The sequence below is a fragment of the Cellulosimicrobium sp. I38E genome (genome assembly GCF_001647255.1).
Lineage (GTDB): Bacteria > Actinomycetota > Actinomycetes > Actinomycetales > Cellulomonadaceae > Cellulosimicrobium > Cellulosimicrobium cellulans_E.
Genome location: NZ_LUAZ01000016.1, coordinates 66,090 through 84,758, shown reverse-complemented (window position 1 = coordinate 84,758; position 18,669 = coordinate 66,090). Strand labels below are relative to the sequence as shown.

The window sequence follows — 18,669 nt, the reverse complement described above, 5'->3', positions numbered from 1 at the left end:
CCCCCGGTCCCCGCTGACCCCGGCCTCGACTACCCGGCCCGCGCCTTCGTCGACCTGGCGGCGATCCGCGACAACGTCCGCGCCCTCGCGGGGCACGCGCCGTCGGCCGAGGTGATGGCGGTCGTCAAGGCCGACGCCTACGGGCACGGCCTCGTGGCGAGCGCGCTCGGGGCGCTCGCGGGCGGCGCGACGTGGCTCGGGACCGCACAGCTGAGCGAGGCGCTCGCGCTGCGCGCCGCCGGGATCGGGGTGGACCGCGCTCGCGTCCTCACGTGGCTCTACCCGCCCGGCGCCCCGCTGCGCGCGCTCGTGGAGGCGGACGTCGACGTCTCGCTCGCCGCGCGCTGGGCGGTCGACGAGGTCGTGGCCGCGGCCCGGGCCGCCGGCCGGACCGCGCGCGTGCACCTCGCGGTCGACACGGGTCTCGGCCGCAACGGGATCATGCCGGCCGACCTGCCCGACGTGCTCGACGCCGTCGCGCGCGCCCAGGCCGAGGGCGCGGTGCGCGTCGTCGGGCTCTGGTCGCACCTCGCGTTCGCGGACGAGCCCGGGCACCCGAGCGTCGTCGCGCAGGCCGACGTGCTCGACGAGGCGGTCCGGCTCGCCGAGCGCGCGGGCGTCGCGCCCGAGCTGCGCCACCTCGCGAACTCGGCCGCGACGCTGACCGCGCCGCGCACCCACTACGACCTCGTGCGACCCGGCCTCGCGGTGTGGGGCATGACGCCCGTGCCGCAGCTCGGGCCGCCGTCCCGGTACGGGCTGCGCCCCGCGATGACGCTCGAGGCGCGCCTCGCGACGGTCAAGCGCGTGCCCGGCGGGCACGGCGTCTCCTACTCGCACCACTACACGACCCCGCAGGACACGACGCTCGGCGTCGTCCCGCTCGGGTACGGCGACGGGATCCCGCGGCACGCCTCGGGCGGCGGCCCTGCGGGGGCGCCCGGCGGTCCGGTCCTCGTCGGTGCGCGTCCCGGAGACGGCGGTCGGGTCCTGCGCGTCGCGGGACGCGTGTGCATGGACCAGCTCGTGCTCGACCTCGGCCCGGACGCAGCCGAGCGCGCGGGCGACGTCGTCACGCTGTTCGGCGCGGGCGACGGCGTCGAGCAGGACGGCGTCCCCAGCGCCGAGGACTGGGCCCGGGCCGCCGGGACCATCAGCTACGAGATCACCACGCGCCTCGGCGCGCGCGTGCCGCGCGAGCACGTGGGGACCCACGTGCTCGACGACGGCGCGCGGGCGCTGCTCGCGCACGAACAGCACCCCAGCACGGAAAGGACGGTCCGCGCATGAGCGACGACCCGACCCCCTCGACCTCCACCGACGCGGCCGCCGCGCACGGCGTCGTCGTGCTGCCCGACGCCGACGCGACCCGCGCGTTCGGCCGCGCCCTCGCGGGCGTGCTGCGCGCGGGCGACCTCGTGATCCTCACGGGCGACCTCGGCGCCGGGAAGACGACGCTCACGCAGGGCATCGGCGCCGGGCTCGGCGTGCGCGGTCAGGTCGCGTCGCCGACGTTCATCGTCGCGCGCGAGCACCCCCCGCTCGGCGACGGCCCGGCGCTCGTGCACGTGGACGCGTACCGCCTCGGCTCGCTCGACGAGGTCGACGCGCTCGACCTCGACTCGAGCCTGGACGACTCGGTGACCGTCGTGGAGTGGGGCAGCGGGCTCGTCGAGGCGCTCGCGGGCGACCGGCTCGAGATCGTGCTCGAGCGCCCGCGCGGCGGGGTCGACCCTCGGTCGGACGACGCCCCCGAGGCCGGGGAGCGGCGCGTGACCGTGCGCGGGGTCGGTCCGCGCTGGTCCGGCCTCGACGTCGCCGCGCTGACCGGGTAGCGCACCGCGAGGAGAACAGTCCCTGTCCCGGCCGTAGGCTGGGGGCCGTGGCTGTTCTCGCGCTCGACACCTCCGCCTCCGTCACCGTCGCCGTCGTCTCCGACGACGGCGCCCGTCTCGCCCGCCGCGACGCCCCCGAGCGTCGTCGGCACGCCGAGGCGCTCGCCCCGCTCGTCGAGGAGGCGCTCGCCGAGGCCGGGGTCGACCGCCGCGACCTCACGGCCGTCGCCGTCGGCACGGGTCCCGCGCCCTTCACAGGCCTGCGGGTCGGGCTCGTCACCGCACGCACGCTCGGCTTCGCCCTCGGCATCCCCGTGCTCGGCGTCCCGAGCCTCGACGCGATCGCGGCCCAGGCCGTGAGCGACCTCGGCCTCGAGCCCGACGACGAGCTGCTCGTCGCGACCGACGCCCGCCGTCGCGAGGTGTACTGGGCGCGCTACCGCGTCGTCGCGCACGAGGGCCCGCACGCCGTGCCGGTGCTGGAGACCGTCGCGGGTCCTGACGTCGGGCCGGCGGCCGCGGTCGCCGAGCACGCCGCCGGCGCGGTCGTCGTGGGGGAGGGGGGCGAGCTCTACCCGGACGCCCTCGACGGCGCCGACGACGCGCCGCTCGTGCCCGACGCCGCCGTCCTCGCGCGGCTCGCGATCGCGCGCCGCGCCGCGGGGACGGACCAGCCGACCGAGCCGCTGTACCTGCGCCGCCCGGACGTCCACGAGGCCGCCGCGCGCAAGCGCGTGAGCGACACCGCGCCCGCCCCGGCGCCCGAGGGGTCCCGATGAGCGCGCGCCGCTACGAGATCCGCCTGCGTCCGCTCAGGGCGGCCGACCTCGACCGCGTCGTCGAGCTCGAGCGTGAGCTGTTCGGGCGCGGCGCCTGGACGTACGGGATGCTCGCGGACGAGCTCGCGGGCCTCGGGCGGTGGTACGTCGCCGCGGAGCCCGTGCGCCTCTACGCCGCCGGCCCGCAGCCCGTCGTCGGCTACGCGGGCCTGTGGTTCGACGGCGACGTCACCCAGGTCATGACCCTCGGCGTCGACCCGGCGTTCCAGCACCAGGGCGTCGGCTCCACGCTCCTGGAGGCGCTGATCGAGCGTTCCCGCGACCTCGGTGCGAGCGCGGTGCTGCTCGAGGTGCGGGTCGACAACGACCCGGCGCTCGCGCTCTACGCGAAGTACGGGTTCGAGCAGCTCGGCATCCGCAAGCGCTACTACCAGCCCGAGGACGTCGACGCCTACACGATGCGGCTCGAGCTCGGCGCTGCCGGGGCGCCCGGCGGGCCCGACGCGCCGGACTACGGCACCGCGCCCGACACCGGCGTCCTCGCGTGAGCGCGCCCGCGCCGCGGAGCCCTCGCACCGGCACGGCCGGGTCCGACGCCGGCCGTCGAGACCGCGTGCTCGTCGCCGCGCCCGACCTGGCGGAGGCGCTCGCGGGCGACCGCCCGCCCGTCGTGCTCGACGTGCGCTGGGCGCTCGGCGTCACCGACGGGCGCGAGCAGCACCGCGCGGGGCACGTCCCGGGCGCCGTCTACGTCGATCTCGAGACCGAGCTCGCGGCGCCGCCCTCGGCCGCGGCGGGCCGGCACCCGCTGCCCGACCCGGCCGACCTCCAGACCGCGGCGCGGCGCTGGGGCGTGCGTGCGGACCGACCGGTCGTCGTCTACGACGCCGTGGGCGGCACGTCCGCCGCGCGCGCCTGGTGGCTGCTGCGCTGGGCGGGTCACGACGACGTGCGCATCCTCGACGGCGGGCTCGCCGCCTGGCGGGCGGCCGGGCACGCGCTCGACGAGGGCGACGTGCGGCCCGAGCCGGGCGACGTCGTCGTCATGCCGGGCGGGATGCCCGTGCTCGACGCCGACGGCGCAGCCGACCTCGCGGCCTCGGGCGTGCTGCTCGACGCGCGCGCGGGCGAGCGGTACCGCGGCGAGGTCGAGCCGGTCGACCCGCGCGCGGGCCACGTCCCCGGCGCGGTGAGCGCGCCGACCACGGACAACCTCGCCGCCGACGGGACGTTCCTGGACGCGGCCGCGCTGCGTGCGCGGTTCGCGGCCCTCGGGGCGCTGCCCGGCGCGGACGACGCGCCCCCGGCCGTGGGCGTCTACTGCGGCTCCGGCGTGACCGCGGCGCACGAGGTCGCCGCCCTCGCGACGCTCGGCGTCGAGGCGGCGCTCTACGCCGGCTCGTGGTCGCAGTGGTCGAACGACCCGGCACGGCCCGTCGCGACCTGACCGCACCGCGCCGCGGACGCCGCGAGGCGGCACCCCGGTGGGGTGCCGCCTCGGCGGACGTGCGGGCGCGGCGGGGCCGCGGGGGGTCAGACGGTCGCGATGGCCTGCTCGGGCGCGAGGCGCGGCGAGCGCGGGTAGGGCGTGCCGACGCCGTCGGCCACGCCGACGTTGATGACGAGCATCGACTTCCAGCCGTTGTCGGCGAAGAACTCGGCGTCGATCCCGGCGCGGTCCATGCCGTTCATCGGGCCTGCGGCGAGGCCGGCGGCGCGCAGGCCGACGACGAGGTAGCCCGCCTGGATGTGCGCGTTGTCGCGCGCCATGCCGTCGCGGACCTCGGGGACGCCGTGAAGGTTGTCGCGCATGCCGGGCACGTGCGGGAACAGCGTGTCGAGGTGCTCGTGGAACGCGGGGTCGTACGCGACGACGAGCGACAGCGGCGCGTTCGCGACGCGCTCCTTGTTGCCGTCGTTCATGTGCGCGACGAGGCGCTCGCGGGCCTCGGGCGTGCGCACGGCCAGGATGCGCAGCGGGACGGTGTTCATGGCCGTCGGGCCCCACTTGACGAGGTCGTAGACCGCGGCGAGCTGCTCGTCGGTCACCTCGGCGTCGGTGAACTGCGCGGTGGTGCGCGCCTCGCGGAAGAGGCGGTCGGCCGTGGTCTCGTCGATCTGCAGGCTCTCGGGAGCCAGGGTGTCGGTGCTCATGACCGGGGCAACGGTTGAGCATTGAACCATCTTCCCGACAGACGGTGTGACGTGCGCGACACGGCGCGGTCCTCCCGCGCGCGCGACTACCCTGGACGCCATGGTTCCCTCTGTGTCCGTGAGGTCTCTGTGAGCGCCGGCGAGCCCCTGGTGCTCGGCATCGAGACGTCCTGCGACGAGACCGGCGTCGCGCTGGTCCGGGGTCGCGAGCTGCTCGTCGACACGGTCGCGAGCTCGATGGACGAGCACGCGCGCTACGGCGGCATCATTCCCGAGGTCGCGTCGCGCGCCCACCTCGAGGCCATGATCCCCACGATCGAGCGCAGCCTCGGCACGGCCGACGTCGACCTGTCCGAGGTCGACGCGATCGCCGTCACCGCGGGGCCGGGGCTCGTCGGCCCGCTGACGATCGGCGCGTCCGCCGCCAAGGCGCTCGCGCTCGCGCTCGGCAAGCCGCTCTACGGCGTCAACCACGTCATCGGCCACGCGGCCGTGGACGAGCTCGTGCACGGCGCGTTCCCGGAGCGCGTCATGGCGCTCGTCGTGTCCGGCGGGCACAGCTCGCTCCTCCTGGTCGACGACGTCGCGACGTCCGTCACCGAGCTCGGCTCGACGCTCGACGACGCGGCGGGCGAGGCGTTCGACAAGGTCGGGCGCCTGCTCGGCCTCCCGTACCCGGGCGGGCCGCACATCGACCGCCTCGCGCGCGAGGGCGACCCCACGGCGATCCGCTTCCCGCGCGGCCTCACGGCGCGCAAGGACCAGGAGAAGCACGCGTACGACTTCTCCTTCTCCGGCCTCAAGACGGCCGTCGCGCGTTGGGTCGAGGCCCGGCAGGACGCGGGGGAGGAGATCCCCGTGCACGACGTCGCGGCCTCCTTCGCGGAGTCCGTCGCCGACGTGCTCACCGCCAAGACCATCGCGGCGTGCGAGCGGCACGGCGTGTCGACGCTCGTCGTCGGCGGCGGCTTCAGCGCGAACTCGCAGCTGCGCGACATGGCCGCGAAGCGCTGCGCGGAGGCGGGCATCGAGCTGCGCATCCCGCCGATCCGCTACTGCACGGACAACGGCGCGATGATCGCCGCGCTCGGGTCCGCCGTCGTTCGGGCCGGCGTGGCGCCGTCGAGCCTCGACATCGGCGTGGACTCGTCGATGCCGCTGACCGTGACGCACGTGTGACCTCCGAGCCCGTCCTGACGCCCGACGAGGCGCTGCGCCGCGCGCACGCGTGGGCCCAGGCGGCCGCAGCGTCGCGCCCCGGGCCGGAGCGGGCCCAGGCCGAGCACGCCGCGGCGTACTGGTCGGCGCAGCACCGGGCGCTCCTCGCGACCGTGCCCGTCCCTGCCTACGGGACGCCGGCCGCGACGACCGTCGCGCTGTACGGCCAGCCCTCCGGCGTCCCCACGACCCAGCCCGCGTACGGGGCTCCGACGGCGACCGCACCCGCGTACGGGGCGTCCACCGTCTCGTGGGAGGTGCCGCGCCGCCGTCGGGGTCGTGCCGGGCGGGTGGTGATGTTCGTCCTGGTGCTCGTGGTGTCCGTCGTCGCGTACCTCGTCAACGGCGTGCGCGAGGCGCGGGACGACGGCGCGGTCCTGCCCACCGAGCAGGAGGGCGCCGTACCGCCCCCCACGGTCTGGGAGGACCCGAGCCCCGACGCGACGGCGTCGGCGACCGGCATGGAGGCCGCGTGGAAGGCGGGCGAGTACGCCGAGCCGCTGCCCGACCCCGTGCCGGGCGCGACGCAGACCACGCCCTTCCTGCCCGACCACCCCGACCCCACGGCCTGGCTGCTCGCCCTCAACCCCGCCAACGAGGGCGTGCAGGTCGTGTTCACCGACGACCCGACGCTCAACTGCGGCATGGAGCACGTCGCGGAGCACGACGCGTACGCGACCGGCTCGGCGGGCTGCTTCCAGCCCGCCCACCCGACCGTGCTGTTCGTGTGGTGGGGCGAGGACTCCGACCCGGCGACCAAGCAGGTGCTGCTCGCGCACGAGCTGTCGCACCTGCTCCAGTGGTGGCACGAGTTCGACCTGCTCCAGTCGGCCGTCGACTCGGGGTTCGCGGAGGACGAGGAGTGGACGCACGCGCTCGAGACCGACGCGACGTGCCGCGTGCTGTCGTGGGGCGGGTACTCGGAGGCGGCGGCGGACCGCACGTCGTCGCCGTGCGACACCGACGACTGGTCGCCGACGTGGCTCGCCGACCGCGCCGCGGACCTCGGCGTGGTCCTGCGCGACTACTGACCGTCCCCGGAGGACCGTCAGAGCGGGCGGCCCGCCCGCATCTCCGCGACGAGCGAGCGCACGACGGCGTCCAGCTCGCCCCCGTTGCGGCGCGCGACCGCGCGCTGGCGCTGGTAGGACGCGCCACGCCGCACGATCGTGCGCACGCCGTCGAGCTCGTCCAGGCACCCGAGGCGCGCGGCGACGGGCTCGAGCTCGACGAGCAGGCGCCCGACGGCGTCGGTCACGAGCTCCTCGTTGCCCTCGCGGTCGAGGATGATGATCGCGTCCATGCCGTAGCGCGCCGAGCGCCACTTGTTCTCCTGCGCGAACCAGGGCGGGATGCTCGGGAGCTCGCGGCCCTCGTCGAGCATCGTCGAGAAGTGCTCGACCAGGCAGTGCGTGAGCGCGGCGAGCGCGAGCAGCTCGGAGATGTTCGTGACGCCGTCGCAGATGCGCGTCTCGAGCGTGCCGAACTGCGGGGCGGGTCGCAGGTCCCAGCGGATCTCGTCGAACGCGTCGATGACCCCCGTGTGGAGCATGTCCGCGACGTAGCCCTCGAGCTCCTCCCACGTGCCGAACTGGAACGGGAGCCCCGCCGTGGGGAGCTGCTGGAACATGAGCGCACGGTTCGACGCGTACCCGGTGTCCTTGCCGCCCCAGAACGGCGAGCTGGCCGAGAGCGACTGCAGGTGGGCGAAGGTCGTGAGCATCGCGCGCTGGATCGGCAGCACCTTGGCGCGGTCCTCGATGCCGACGTGCACGTGCACCCCGTAGATGAGCATCTGCCGCCCCCACCACTGCGTGCGGTCGATGAGGGTGTTGTAGCGCTGCTTGTCGGTGACCTTCTGCTGCGCCCAGCGCGCGAACGGGTGCGTGCCCGCGCTCATGAGCTCCACGCGCAGCGGGTCGGTCACGGCCCGGAGCTCCTCGATCGACCGCTCGAGGTCGCGTCCCGCCTCGCCGACCGTGCGGCACACGCCGCTCACGACCTCGACCGTGTTGAGCAGCAGCTCCTGCTTGATGGACGGGTGCGTGCCCCCGTCCTCCGGGCGCACCGCGTCGAGGACCGTCTGGGCGACCTGGCGCAGGTCGCCCGAGTCGGCGTCGACGAGCGCGAGCTCCCACTCCAGCCCGACGGTCGAGCGCTCCGACCGCGCGAACGGGATCGCGGTACGCCGCGGCAGGGCGCTCACCGCGGGCCCCCCTGGGCATCGCTCTGCGGGGCGCCCGTCGAGGGGGCGGCGAGCGGCTCGACGACGAGGACCTGCTGGGACCCGCCCACACGCGTCAGGACGATCGTGGCGGTCGCGTCGCCCGTGAGGGCGAGCTGCCGACGGAGCTGCTCGGGCGTGACGGCCGTGCCGCGCTTCTTGATCGTCAGGCGTCCCACGCCGCGCTCGCGCAGGTAGGAGCGCAGCCGCTTGAGACCGAACGGCATCGTGTCGAGCACGCGATAGCCGCGTGCGAGGCCGTCCGCGAGCCCGGTCGCGTCGAGGGGCGCGGGGGAGTCGGTCGTCACGTAGGCGATCGTCCGGTCGAGCAGCCGCCCGCCGAGCCCGCGGGCCGCGTGGGCGACGAGCCCCGCACGGATGACCGCGCCGTCGGGCTCGTAGAGGTACTGCCCGACGCCTCCCACGTCGGGGACGACGTCGTGCTCGCCGGGGCGGTGGGCGACCCGGCGCGTCGTGGTGCGCTCGGTCCCGTCCGGCCCGGTCCACGTCGTGAGGACGAGCGCGGAGCGGCCCGGTCCCTCCGGCGCGAGCGGCCCGAACCAGAGGCCCGCCTCCACGACGTCGCCGTCGACCGAGACCCACTCGGTCTCGGCGTCCTCGGGCAGGCCGTCGTGCGGGATCCCGGGACCGACCTTGATGCCCACGGCGGGGACGCGATCGCGCAGCGCCCACACCGCGTCGAGCGGCGGGGCGTACGCCTTCGGGTCGAACACGCGCTTGCCGCCCCGCGTCCGTCGGGCCGGGTCGGCGTACACGCCCTCGATCCGCTCGCCCTCGAGGTCGAGCGCGAGCCCGTCGCCGTGGCGCACCTCGGCCTCGGGGAAGTGGCGCAGGTTCACGGTCGCGATCGCCGCGGTGAGCTCGTCGACGTCGGTCGCGAGGACCTCGAGCTCCGCGGCGGCGAACGCGAGGGCGTCGACGCCGATCCCGCTCGTGAGGTCGGCGACGCGCCGGATCCCCGCGTCCTGGTACCGCCGCGCGTGCAGGCCCGCGACGACGAGCCGGCTCGCCTGCTCCAGCCCCGCCTGCGTGAAGAGCATGCCGTCGGCGAACGCGCCGAGCTTGCCGCGGGCGGCCGCGCGCAGCCGCGACTGCGTGAGCGCCGCGGCGGCGAGGTCGGGATCGACGCCCTTCGCGCGCAGCCCCGCCGAGAGCACGAGCGCCTGCTGCTCGTCGTACGGGGGCAGCGCGCCGAGCAGCGCCCAGCCCTCGGGGCTGAGCAGCTTGGTCAGCGTGGCGGCGTCCATGGCGTCGATCCTTCCACGGGGGACGGGGACCCCGCGCAGCCGGGACCCGGATCGTCCCGAGGGGCGGACGTTGGCACTCGCCTTGACCGAGTGCTAACGGCGACCTAGATTTGAGGACGTGCCGCCACCGCTCGCGGAGGCGGCACCACGTGCGACCAGGCTGTCCGGCACCCGCGACGACGGCCAGCCGGTGCGCTCGACCCATCCGTTGCAGTTCTCACCGCGAAAGGGGAGGTCCGACGTGTCGGTCCCCATCAAGCCGCTCGAGGACCGGATCGTCGTGAAGGCCCTCGAGGCCGAGACCACGACCGCATCCGGCCTGGTCATCCCGGACACCGCCAAGGAGAAGCCCCAGGAGGGCGAGGTCCTGGCCGTGGGTCCGGGCCGTGTCGACGACAACGGCAACCGCGTCCCGCTCGACGTGACCGTCGGCGACAAGGTCATCTACAGCAAGTACGGCGGCACCGAGGTCAAGTACGGCGGCGTGGACTACCTGGTCCTGTCCGCGCGCGACATCCTCGCCGTGGTGGTCGGCTGACGCCGACCCGTTCCAGCAGCAGGGCCCGCGACCGTCCGGTCGCGGGCCCTGCTGCGTTCCGTGGCCGGTCGCCCCACCGTCTCCCACGGGTCGTGCGCACGTGCTCGCCCGGTACGACGTCGGACCGGTGCCGTGCAGGTCTGCTGGTGGTGCCGCGGCGTGCCGGTCAGCCGGTGCGGCGAGCGCCGCCGGCGAGGATCGCCGCCCGCTCGTCCTCGCTCAGGCCGCCCCACACCCCGTACGGCTCGCGCACGCGGAGCGACTGCTCGCGGCACTGCATCATGACGGGGCACGAGTGGCAGATCGCCTTCGCGGCCTCCGCGCGCCGTCGTCGCGTCGAGCCGCGTTCGCCCTCGGGGTGGAAGAACAACGTGTCGTCCGCGTCGCGGCACGAACCCTGGTACTGCCATTCCCACAGCTCCATGACGGGCCCGGGGAGCCTCGAGATCTCTGCCATGGCGAACAACCTACAAGCGTTGCAGAGGTTGTTCAAGTCCCCTGTGGTGAAAAAGTGAACGGGCAGGTCGCGACCGGTTCGAACGCGCCGATGTGGGTCACGCGGCGTCGAAGCGATCCATGGCACGCGGAGGGACTGGCGCGATGTTGACGCGATGGCGCGTTTGCGCGTGTGCTGAACAAATACTGCACAAGTCTGAAGCGAAGGGTGCAGGACTGTGACCTGGACGAGGTGGCGAGACCGGTGGCCGGTCGGCAGAATCGATCCATGACCTCCGTCCGGTCCGCCCCCGACCCCGAGGGAGCCCGACCGAGCATGTCCTCGAACCCCGGCCTCGCCGTCGCCGCCGTCGCGCGCCGGCTCGGTGTCGCGCCCGCAACCCTGCGGACCTGGGACCGCCGCTACGGCCTCGGCCCGTCCCAGCACCGCGCGGGATCCCACCGCCGCTACACCGACGACGACGTCGCGCGCCTGGTCGTCATGCGGCGCCTCACGCTCGACGGCGTCGCGCCCGCCGACGCCGCCCGCGCGGCCCTCGCGGCCGACGACGACGAGCTCGACGCGCACCGCGGCACCGTCTCGTTCGACGAGCACGGCGCCGAGGGCGGCGCGGACCTCGACGATGACCTCGACGCGGACGACGCCGCCGCCGAGCCGGCCCCGCCGTCACGCCCGTTCCTGCGGGCCGTGCCCGGGGGCGAGCCCGCGCGGGGAAGCGGGCCGCGTGCGCTCGGCGTGCGGGAGGCGCCGCGCCCGACGCGCGTCTCCGACGTCGTCGACGCCGCGATCGCCTACGACCAGCGCAACTGCGACCGGCTCCTGCGCATCCCCGCCGGTGGCGACCCCGCCACCTGGTGGTCCGACCTCGTCGAGCCGGCGCTCGAGCGGCTCGCCGAGCGCACGGTGCTCGCCGGTCCGGGAGAGGTCCCCGAGGTCGTCCTCGCCAACGCGACGCTGGGCGCGCTGCGCGAGTACACGCAGGCGAGCGAGGACGCGATCGTTGCGGCGGGCGGCCCGCCGCGCAACCACCCGAGCCGCATGCGCCGGATCGTCCTCGTCTTCGCGGCGCCCGACGAGCCGCTGCCGCTGGCCGCGCACGCCCTCGCGGCGTCGCTCGCGTCGCACGGCGCGATGGCCCGGATCGTCACGGGGCCGGCGAACGTCCACCGCACGCTCGAGATCGTCACGATGGTGCGGCCCTCCGCCGTCGCCATGGTGACGACCCAGGCGCGTCCCGACCTGGGGATCGTCCACGCCGCGCACGAGGCGAACCCGAGCCTGCCGTTCTTCGTCGGCCTGCCGAGCGACGAGGCTGCCGGCGACCTCCCGCTCGCTGCGACGGTGCACCGCGTGCGCAGCTTTCCCGGGCTCCTGCACGAGCTCCTGGCGGTCGTCCGCTGAGGTCTCGGGCGGCCGGTCTGCGGGGTGCCGGGCGCGGTTCGCGGCGGGAATACCGGAGAGCCCCGCGGCGTAGAATCCTGGTGTGACCGCCTCGCCCGTCCCCGCCGCCGCTCCCGACCGCGACCCCTTCGGTTTCCTGGGTCTCACCTACGACGACGTCCTGCTGCAGCCCGGTTACTCGGACCTGGCGCCGTCGGACATCGACACCACGACGCGCCTGACCCGCGAGATCTCGATCCGCGTGCCGCTCGTCTCGGCAGCGATGGACACCGTCACCGAGTCGCGCATGGCGATCGCGATGGCGCGCCAGGGCGGCATCGGCGTCCTGCACCGCAACCTCTCCATCGAGGACCAGGCGCTCCAGGTGGACCTGGTGAAGCGCACGCAGACGGGGATCATCGACAACCCGGTGACGATCGGCCCGGACGCGACGCTCGAGGAGCTCGACAAGACGGCGGGCGAGTACCGCATCTCCGGCTTCCCCGTCCTCGACGCCGAGCGCCGCCTCATCGGCATGGTCACCAACCGCGACCTGCGCTTCACGCCCGTCGCGGAGTGGGCCACGACCAAGGTCGACGAGGTCATGACGCCGCAGCCGCTCATCACGGGCCCGGCCGGCATCTCGCGCGAGGAGGCCACCGCGCTCCTGCGCAAGCACAAGCTCGAGCGTCTCCCGCTCGTGGACGCCGACGGCCGCCTCACGGGCCTCATCACCGTGAAGGACTTCGTGAAGTCCGAGCAGTTCCCGCAGGCGTCCAAGGACGGCCAGGGGCGCCTGCTCGTGGGCGCCGCCATCGGCTACTTCGGCGACGCATGGCAGCGCGCCACGACGCTCATCGACGCGGGCGTGGACGTGCTCGTCGCCGACACGGCGCACGGCAACGTCCGCATGCTCATCGAGATGGTCGCGCGCCTCAAGTCCGACCCGGCGACGCGCGACGTGCAGGTGATCGGCGGCAACGTCGCGACGCGCGAGGGCGCCCAGGCGTTCGTCGACGCGGGCGCGGACGCGGTCAAGGTCGGCGTCGGTCCGGGCTCCATCTGCACGACGCGCATCGTCACCGGCGTGGGCGTCCCGCAGGTCACGGCGGTCTACGAGGCGTCGCTGGCCGCGCGCCCGGCGGGCGTGCCCGTCATCGCGGACGGCGGCATGCGCCACTCGGGCGAGATCGGCAAGGCGATCGTCGCGGGCGCGGAGTCGGTGATGCTGGGCTCGATGCTCGCGGGCACCGAGGAGTCGCCGGGCGAGACGATCCTCGTGAACGGCAAGCAGTACAAGGCGTACCGGGGGATGGGCTCCATGGGCGCCATGTCCTCGCGCGGCAAGAAGTCCTACTCGAAGGACCGCTACTTCCAGGCCGAGGTCACGAGCGACGACATGATCGTCCCCGAGGGCATCGAGGGCCAGGTCGCGTACAAGGGCTCGCTCGGCACGGTCGCGCACCAGCTCGTCGGCGGTCTGCACCAGACGATGTTCTACGTCGGTGCGCGCACGGTCCCGGAGCTCCAGGAGAAGGGGCGCTTCATCCGCATCACGTCGGCGTCGCTCAAGGAGAGCCACCCGCACGACGTCCAGATGACCGTCGAGGCGCCGAACTACTCCGGCTTCTGAGGCGGCTCGCCGCCACGCGACGACGGCCCGGCGTCCGGCACCCTGCACGGGCCCGGGTGCCGGGCCGTCGTCGCGCGGCACGGGCGCCGTCAGGCGGGCGCGGGTGCGCCGTCGAGGCTCACGAGGCCATGACGCGCGTGTGCAGTGCCTGCACGGCGTACCGGGCGGCCCAGAACGCGCCGTGCTGCCACGCCGAGATCTCCGACATCCAGTCGCCCGCGAAGTACACGTTGCCCGCGCCCTGCTGGAGCTGCTTGAAGCGCGACGACTGCGTGTTCGGGTACGCCCACGCGCCCTCGATGTAGGGCACCTTGTGCCACGCGATGGAGAACGAGCTCTCGAGCTCGGTCCGGTACTTCTCGCCGTGGATCTTCACGCCCTGCTCGACGGCGCGCATCTCGCGCTGCCGCGGCGTCATGTCCGCGTAGGAGCGCGCGTTGGCGCCGGTGTTGTAGTACCCGACGACGAGGCCACGACGCTCGCCGTACCCGTAGGAGGGATACCAGACGTGGGCGAGGTCCATGTCGGTCTCCGTGATCCCGCCGAAGATCCGGTGGTCGTCCTCCCAGAACCGCGAGCGGTACTCGAGCCCGATCTTGCCCGCGGGCGACCCGACCGCGAACTCGCCCAGGGCGGCGTCGATGTCGGCCCCCCAGTTGGTGTCCCACCGCCGCATGAGCCCCGCGGGCGCGGCGACGATCGCGAAGTCCGCATCGATCTGGCGGGCCTTGCCGTTGTGGGCCGTGTAGGTGACGGTGACGCCGCTCGTGGTGTTCCGCACCCCGGTGACCGGCGAGCTGAACAGGACGTTCTGCTTGCCGATGGCCCGGACGAAGTAGTCGTAGGTCGTGTCCATGCCGCCCTTCGGCTGGAACATGAGCATCGACTGCTCCCAGTTGATCTCGAACGGGAAGTACTGCCCCACCTTCGACGCGAGCACCTCCGAGACCGTGCCGGGGCCGGGGAGCGGCGTGCCGTGCTCGTTCCAGGCGGACGGGTAGACGGAGTAGCCCCGGTTGTCCCCGCCGCGGTAGCTGCCGTCGGACTGCAGCGACCCCCAGGACCGGAGGAACGCGCGCAGGTTCTCCTTGTCCGCGGCCGTGAGCTTCTGGTCGAGCGCGCCCTGGTCGGTCGCGTAGCTCAGCAGCTCGGACGTGTAGCCGAAGACGTCCGCCTTGGCCGTGCGGTACCGGACCGGGTTGCCGGGGGTGGCGCCCGAGCGCTCGTTGTAGAGGTAGGCGTCCGCGTTCGCGTTGGTGAACACCTCGTAGGGGACGCCCAGCTCGCGCAGGTAGTCCATGGTGACCATCCACTGCGCGATGCGTCCGGCGCCCGCGTTCATGTACACGCCGTCGGAGAACCGTGCCTTCTGGGTGACGCCGTTGATGTCCGTCTCGGAGTCGCCCCCACGTATCGTCAGCGTCCGCCCGCCGGGCCGGTGCCGCGCCTCCAGCACCGTCACCCGGTACCCCGCCTTCTGCAGCTCGTACGCCGAGGCGAGGCCCGCGGGCCCGGCGCCCACGACGACGACCTTCTTGGCGGAGCGTCCCGTCAGGCTGAAGTCGCTGCCCCGCGGCGGTGTCCACGACTCGTTCCGCGGCTGGGCGGCGGCCGTCGGCGCGAGCCCGACAGCGCCCATCGTCGCGAACATGACGCCGGCGCTGGAGCCGACCCCGACGGCCTGGAGGAAGTTGCGGCGCGAGACGCCGGACGTCTTCTCGTCAGTGACCATGTGGCTGGAGCCCTCTCGTCCACGGCCCGACGGACGGACTGCCCGGCCCACGATGCCGGGTGCCGCCGTCAGCACCGCGGCCGACGCTAGGCACGCGTCGTCGCGAACGCGGGTCCGGCAGGTTTCGCGTCCGTCAACGCGCGGCGGCTCGCGTAAACGTCTCGTGTCGTCGCCGTCGCGCCGGGTCGCGGGACCGCGCGGCACGGGCGTCGCGCGACCGACGGGGCGGCGACGAGCGGACACGAGACCGTCACGGCCCGGAAACGGTCGGCGTCTAGCGTCGCCGCTCCGGTGGCCGTCCTGGCCGCCGGAGCGGGCGCCAGGGTGGCGCCCGTCGTCCCCGCCTGGAGGCCTGCATGAAGAACCGCACGAAGGTCGTCGTCGCTGTCGCCGTCACCGCCGCCGTGGCCGTCCCCGGCACCGCCGTCGCCGCAGGGAAGCTCTTCGAGCCGAAGCCCACCGAGTCCTTCTCGTTCGTCACCGGCGACACCCCGTCGATCGCCGACGGCGTCGCGTTCGGCAAGAACGTCGCCTGGTACAAGTCCTCGGGCCTCGGGCCCTCCGCGATGAACACGGCGTCGGGGGCAGGGGCCGAGGAGCGCTACATCCCCACCGACGTGTTCCCCGGCGGGGTGCTGCCGGCGGGGGTGACGATCACCGAGGCGCAGGGGATCAACGTCCTCATGCGGATCGGCGAGAACCTCGAGCGCGCCGGGCTGTCCTACGACGACGTCGTGTCCATGCGCGTGTTCCTCCAGAACCCCGCCGGGCAGGAGAAGATGGACTTCGCCGGCTGGAACCGCGCCTACCGGCAGTTCTTCGCCAACACGAACCTCGCGACCGGCAAGCCGATCGATGTCCAGCTCGGCTCGGCGACGACCGCCCCGATGGTCGTCAACGCCGCGCGCCCGTCGCGGTTCGCGCTCGAGATCGAGAACCTCCCCGTGAACGGCTGGCTCGTCGAGGTGGAGGTCGACGCCGTCTACCCGAAGTGACGCACGACGGGCCGGCGCCCCGGAGGGTGCCGGCCCGTCGCGGGGGAGGCGACTCAGTCGCGGAAGGTCTCGATGTTCGCGCCGAGCTCGCGCAGGCGCTCCGTGAGGCCCTCGTAGCCGCGCGCGATGATGTCGACGCCGCGCAGGACCGAGGTGCCCTTCGCCGCGAGCATCGCGAGCAGGATGACGACGGCGGGCCGCAGGGCCGGCGGGCAGCTCACCTCGGCACCGGACCAGCGCGTCGGGCCGGTGACCTGGAGCCGGTGGGCGTCCAGGAGCCGCACGTCGGCGCCGAGGCGCGTGAGGTCCGTGAGGTGGATGGCGCGGCCCTCGTAGACCCAGTCGTGGATGAGCGTCGTGCCGTGCGCGTTTGCCGCGATGACGGCGAAGAACGGCAGGTTGTCGATGTTGAGGCCCGGGAACGGCATGGGGTGGATCTTGTCGATCGGCGCCCGGAGCTCGCTCGGGTGCACGGTGACGTCCACGAGGCGCGTCCGGCCGTTGCGGGCCAGGTACTCGGGGCTCAGCGTGTAGCGCAGCCCCATCTCGGACAGCGTCGCGAGCTCGATCTCCATGAACTCGATCGGGACCCGGGCCACCGTGATCTCGGAGCCGGTGACGATGCCCGCGGTGAGCAGGCTCATGGCCTCGACCGGGTCCTCCGAGACGGCGTACTCCACGTCCACGTCGATCTCGGTGCGGCCGTGCACGCGCAGGGTCGTCGTGCCGATGCCCTCCACGCGGACGCCGAGCAGCTCGAGGTAGAAGCACAGGTCCTGGACCATGTAGTTGGGGCTCGCGTTGCGGATCGTCGTGACGCCGTCGCGGCGGGCCGCTGCCATGAGCGCGTTCTCCGTGACGGTGTCGCCGCGCTCGGTGAGCACGACCGACAGGTCCGTGCCCGAGGCCGGGGCCACCGTCGCGTGGTAGTTGCCGCCCGTCGCGGTGACCGCGAGGCCGAACGGCCGCAGCGCGATCATGTGGGGCTCCACGGTGCGCGTGCCGAGGTCGCACCCGCCGGCGTACGGGAGCTCGAACGTGTCCCGGAGCCCGAGCAGCGGGCCGAGGAACATGATGATCGAGCGCGTGCGCCGCGCGGCGTCGACGTCGATGGCGGCGAGGTCGAGCTGGTCCGGCACGACGATCTCGAGGTCGCGCCCGCCGGTCGTCCAGGTCGCCCGGACGCCGATCGAGCGGAGCACGTCGACGATGCGGTCGACCTCCACGATGCGGGCGACGCCGCGCAGCGTGGTGCGGCCCCGGTTGAGCAGCGACGCGCACAGGAGGGCGACCGCGCCGTTCTTGGAGGAGTTGACCTCGATGCGCCCGGACAGCGTGTGGCCGCCCTGGACGCGCAGGTGCGCGTGCTTGGGCCCGCCGAGGCTGATGATCTCGGAGTCGAGCGCGAGGCTGATGCGGTTGAGCATCTCCAGGCTGAGGTTCTGGGCGCCCTGCTCGATGCGGTGCACGGCGCTCTGGCTCGTGCCGAGCCGCTCGGCGAGCTGGGTCTGCGTGAGGCCCCGGTTCTGGCGGGCGCCGCGGATGAGCGCGCCGACCTGCGTCAGAGGGGCGTCGTCGATCACTGTCATGCGAGCGACGATAACTCATGGATGAGATATTCACGCGTCGGCGCCGCGCAGTCGTGGCGAGATCACGCGTTCGTCACACGATCTCCATCCGTGTCGTGAGATAGGTGGCGGCCGGGTGCGCCCGGGCCTCGTGCCGGGCTCGTCGGCGGGCACGTCCGCTACGAGGGCCAGCGGCCGTCCGCGCCGGCCCCGACGTAGGGCGGCTCGCGCTCGGGGTCCAGCGCGTCGACCCAGCGTCGGTGCGCCGCGACCTGGAGGTCGTGGAGGGCGTCGGGGCCCAGGGCGCCGAGGTCCGGGAAGGCGCGCCCGAGGGCGTCCAGGAGGTCCAGCGTGGCGAGGACGTCGGCGTCCGCGGTGTGCAGGGGGCCGACGTCGAGCACCTCGTAGCGCGCGCAGAGGTCGACGAGCCGGCGCTTGCCCTCGCGGGCCGGGTCCCACGCGCGGTCCAGCACGAGCGGGTCGAGCACCGGGCGCACGGGGCGGCCCAGCCGGGCGGCGAGCGTCGGCAGGCCGTGGCGGACGAGCTCCGCGTCGAGGAGGGACAGGTCGAACGCGGCGTTGTACGCGACGATGGGCACCCCGTCGCGCTGGGCGTCGACGAGGAGCGTCGCGATCTCCTCCAGCGCGGTCGCGGGCGCGACCCCGTGGGCGACCGCGTGCGCCGTCGTGACGCCGTGGATCGCCGTCGCCTCGGCGGGGATCTCGACACCGGGGTCGAGGAGCCACGTGCGCACGTGCGTCGAGCCGGGCTCGCGCAGCACGAGCGCGGCGGTGACGATCCGGTCGACGTCCACGTCGACGCCCGTGGTCTCGGTGTCGAGACCGAGGAGCGGTCCCGCCGTCCAGGGCGTCGTCGTCATGGTCCAC

The 18,669-nt window shown here is 74.2% G+C and carries 18 protein-coding genes; 11 read left to right on the top strand and 7 right to left on the bottom strand.

All coding sequences use genetic code 11. The features are described 5' to 3' along the window. The first annotated feature begins 54 nt into the window (after window positions 1-54). The 5 genes from alr to A0J59_RS05245 are packed head-to-tail and all read left to right on the top strand — an operon-like array spanning window position 55 to window position 4,061. On the top strand, window positions 55-1,290 hold the full coding sequence (gene alr / locus A0J59_RS05265) for an alanine racemase (RefSeq protein WP_064315445.1): 1,236 nt from the start codon (window positions 55-57) through the stop codon (window positions 1,288-1,290). After that, window positions 1,287-1,835: a tRNA (adenosine(37)-N6)-threonylcarbamoyltransferase complex ATPase subunit type 1 TsaE gene (tsaE, locus tag A0J59_RS05260; RefSeq protein ID WP_064315429.1), complete on the top strand. Its 549-nt coding sequence runs from the start codon at window positions 1,287-1,289 to the stop codon at window positions 1,833-1,835. Before alr ends, tsaE begins: the two co-directional genes overlap by 4 nt. Window positions 1,836-1,882: 47 nt before the next feature. After that, complete coding sequence (gene tsaB, locus A0J59_RS05255) at window positions 1,883-2,614, top strand: tRNA (adenosine(37)-N6)-threonylcarbamoyltransferase complex dimerization subunit type 1 TsaB (RefSeq protein WP_047233048.1); 732 nt, start codon at window positions 1,883-1,885, stop codon at window positions 2,612-2,614. Next, window positions 2,611-3,162, top strand: coding sequence for a ribosomal protein S18-alanine N-acetyltransferase (gene rimI, locus A0J59_RS05250; RefSeq protein ID WP_053369636.1), 552 nt, complete (start codon window positions 2,611-2,613; stop codon window positions 3,160-3,162). The genes tsaB and rimI overlap by 4 nt, the downstream gene beginning before the upstream one ends. Next, a complete protein-coding gene (locus A0J59_RS05245) occupies window positions 3,159-4,061 on the top strand; it encodes a sulfurtransferase (protein ID WP_082918756.1) in 903 nt (300 codons plus the stop codon). Before rimI ends, A0J59_RS05245 begins: the two co-directional genes overlap by 4 nt. Before the next feature lie 86 nt (window positions 4,062-4,147). On the opposite strand, the gene A0J59_RS05240 is transcribed toward A0J59_RS05245, so the two are convergent. Beyond that, on the bottom strand, window positions 4,148-4,768 hold the full coding sequence (locus A0J59_RS05240) for a malonic semialdehyde reductase (protein ID WP_052877610.1): 621 nt from the start codon (window positions 4,766-4,768) through the stop codon (window positions 4,148-4,150). Window positions 4,769-4,897: 129 nt separating this feature from the next. On the opposite strand from A0J59_RS05240, the gene tsaD reads away from it, so the two are divergent. Next, a complete protein-coding gene (gene tsaD, locus A0J59_RS05235) occupies window positions 4,898-5,947 on the top strand; it encodes a tRNA (adenosine(37)-N6)-threonylcarbamoyltransferase complex transferase subunit TsaD (protein WP_255365008.1) in 1,050 nt (349 codons plus the stop codon). Continuing rightward, window positions 5,944-7,017, top strand: coding sequence for a hypothetical protein (locus A0J59_RS05230; protein ID WP_064315428.1), 1,074 nt, complete (start codon window positions 5,944-5,946; stop codon window positions 7,015-7,017). The genes tsaD and A0J59_RS05230 overlap by 4 nt, the downstream gene beginning before the upstream one ends. Window positions 7,018-7,034: 17 nt before the next feature. Here A0J59_RS05230 and A0J59_RS05225 read toward each other — a convergent pair whose 3' ends face one another. After that, entirely contained in the window at window positions 7,035-8,192 is a 1,158-nt protein-coding gene (locus A0J59_RS05225) for a glutamate--cysteine ligase (RefSeq protein ID WP_304439883.1), read from the bottom strand. Then, the gene (locus A0J59_RS05220; RefSeq protein ID WP_047233052.1) at window positions 8,189-9,478 is read right to left on the bottom strand and encodes a hypothetical protein; all 1,290 of its coding nucleotides are present in this window, start codon (window positions 9,476-9,478) and stop codon (window positions 8,189-8,191) included. Before A0J59_RS05220 ends, A0J59_RS05225 begins: the two co-directional genes overlap by 4 nt. A gap of 241 nt (window positions 9,479-9,719) precedes the next feature. On the opposite strand from A0J59_RS05220, the gene groES reads away from it, so the two are divergent. After that, window positions 9,720-10,016: a co-chaperone GroES gene (gene groES, locus A0J59_RS05215; protein ID WP_047233053.1), complete on the top strand. Its 297-nt coding sequence runs from the start codon at window positions 9,720-9,722 to the stop codon at window positions 10,014-10,016. A 166-nt stretch (window positions 10,017-10,182) separates the two neighbouring features. On the opposite strand, the gene A0J59_RS05210 is transcribed toward groES, so the two are convergent. Beyond that, a complete protein-coding gene (locus A0J59_RS05210; RefSeq protein ID WP_031316449.1) occupies window positions 10,183-10,473 on the bottom strand; it encodes a WhiB family transcriptional regulator in 291 nt (96 codons plus the stop codon). Window positions 10,474-10,740: 267 nt separating this feature from the next. Between A0J59_RS05210 and A0J59_RS05205 the strand changes: the two genes are divergently transcribed. Next, on the top strand, window positions 10,741-11,874 hold the full coding sequence (locus tag A0J59_RS05205; protein WP_047233054.1) for a MerR family transcriptional regulator: 1,134 nt from the start codon (window positions 10,741-10,743) through the stop codon (window positions 11,872-11,874). A gap of 82 nt (window positions 11,875-11,956) precedes the next feature. Then, window positions 11,957-13,486, top strand: a complete 1,530-nt coding sequence (guaB, locus tag A0J59_RS05200; protein WP_082141239.1) for an IMP dehydrogenase — start codon at window positions 11,957-11,959, stop codon at window positions 13,484-13,486. A gap of 118 nt (window positions 13,487-13,604) precedes the next feature. Here guaB and A0J59_RS05195 read toward each other — a convergent pair whose 3' ends face one another. Then, a complete protein-coding gene (locus A0J59_RS05195; protein ID WP_064315427.1) occupies window positions 13,605-15,218 on the bottom strand; it encodes an FAD-dependent oxidoreductase in 1,614 nt (537 codons plus the stop codon). A gap of 356 nt (window positions 15,219-15,574) precedes the next feature. Here A0J59_RS05195 and A0J59_RS05190 point away from each other — a divergent pair, with 356 nt between their 5' ends. Continuing rightward, window positions 15,575-16,213 (top strand): Rid family hydrolase, encoded by a 639-nt coding sequence (locus A0J59_RS05190; protein WP_047233056.1) that lies wholly within the window; start codon window positions 15,575-15,577, stop codon window positions 16,211-16,213. A gap of 53 nt (window positions 16,214-16,266) precedes the next feature. Here A0J59_RS05190 and A0J59_RS05185 read toward each other — a convergent pair whose 3' ends face one another. Both A0J59_RS05185 and A0J59_RS05180 read right to left on the bottom strand, forming a co-directional pair. Then, on the bottom strand, window positions 16,267-17,802 hold the full coding sequence (locus tag A0J59_RS05185; protein ID WP_172820016.1) for a UDP-N-acetylglucosamine 1-carboxyvinyltransferase: 1,536 nt from the start codon (window positions 17,800-17,802) through the stop codon (window positions 16,267-16,269). A 158-nt stretch (window positions 17,803-17,960) separates the two neighbouring features. Further along, window positions 17,961-18,662, bottom strand: a complete 702-nt coding sequence (locus tag A0J59_RS05180; protein WP_053369639.1) for an exonuclease domain-containing protein — start codon at window positions 18,660-18,662, stop codon at window positions 17,961-17,963. Window positions 18,663-18,669: the final 7 nt, after the last annotated feature.

Bases quoted from the DNA above. Each gene is read 5' to 3' on its own strand.
- tsaE (WP_064315429.1), top strand. From the start codon at position 1,287: ATGAGCGACGACCCGACCCCCTCGACCTCCACCGACGCGGCCGCCGCG.
- rimI (WP_053369636.1), top strand. From the start codon at position 2,611: ATGAGCGCGCGCCGCTACGAGATCCGCCTGCGTCCGCTCAGGGCGGCC.
- A0J59_RS05240 (WP_052877610.1), bottom strand. From the start codon at position 4,768: ATGAGCACCGACACCCTGGCTCCCGAGAGCCTGCAGATCGACGAGACC.
- A0J59_RS05220 (WP_047233052.1), bottom strand. From the start codon at position 9,478: ATGGACGCCGCCACGCTGACCAAGCTGCTCAGCCCCGAGGGCTGGGCG.
- A0J59_RS05210 (WP_031316449.1), bottom strand. From the start codon at position 10,473: ATGGCAGAGATCTCGAGGCTCCCCGGGCCCGTCATGGAGCTGTGGGAA.
- A0J59_RS05205 (WP_047233054.1), top strand. From the start codon at position 10,741: ATGACCTCCGTCCGGTCCGCCCCCGACCCCGAGGGAGCCCGACCGAGC.
- A0J59_RS05195 (WP_064315427.1), bottom strand. From the start codon at position 15,218: ATGGTCACTGACGAGAAGACGTCCGGCGTCTCGCGCCGCAACTTCCTC.
- A0J59_RS05190 (WP_047233056.1), top strand. From the start codon at position 15,575: ATGAAGAACCGCACGAAGGTCGTCGTCGCTGTCGCCGTCACCGCCGCC.
- A0J59_RS05185 (WP_172820016.1), bottom strand. From the start codon at position 17,802: ATGACAGTGATCGACGACGCCCCTCTGACGCAGGTCGGCGCGCTCATC.
- A0J59_RS05180 (WP_053369639.1), bottom strand. From the start codon at position 18,662: ATGACGACGACGCCCTGGACGGCGGGACCGCTCCTCGGTCTCGACACC.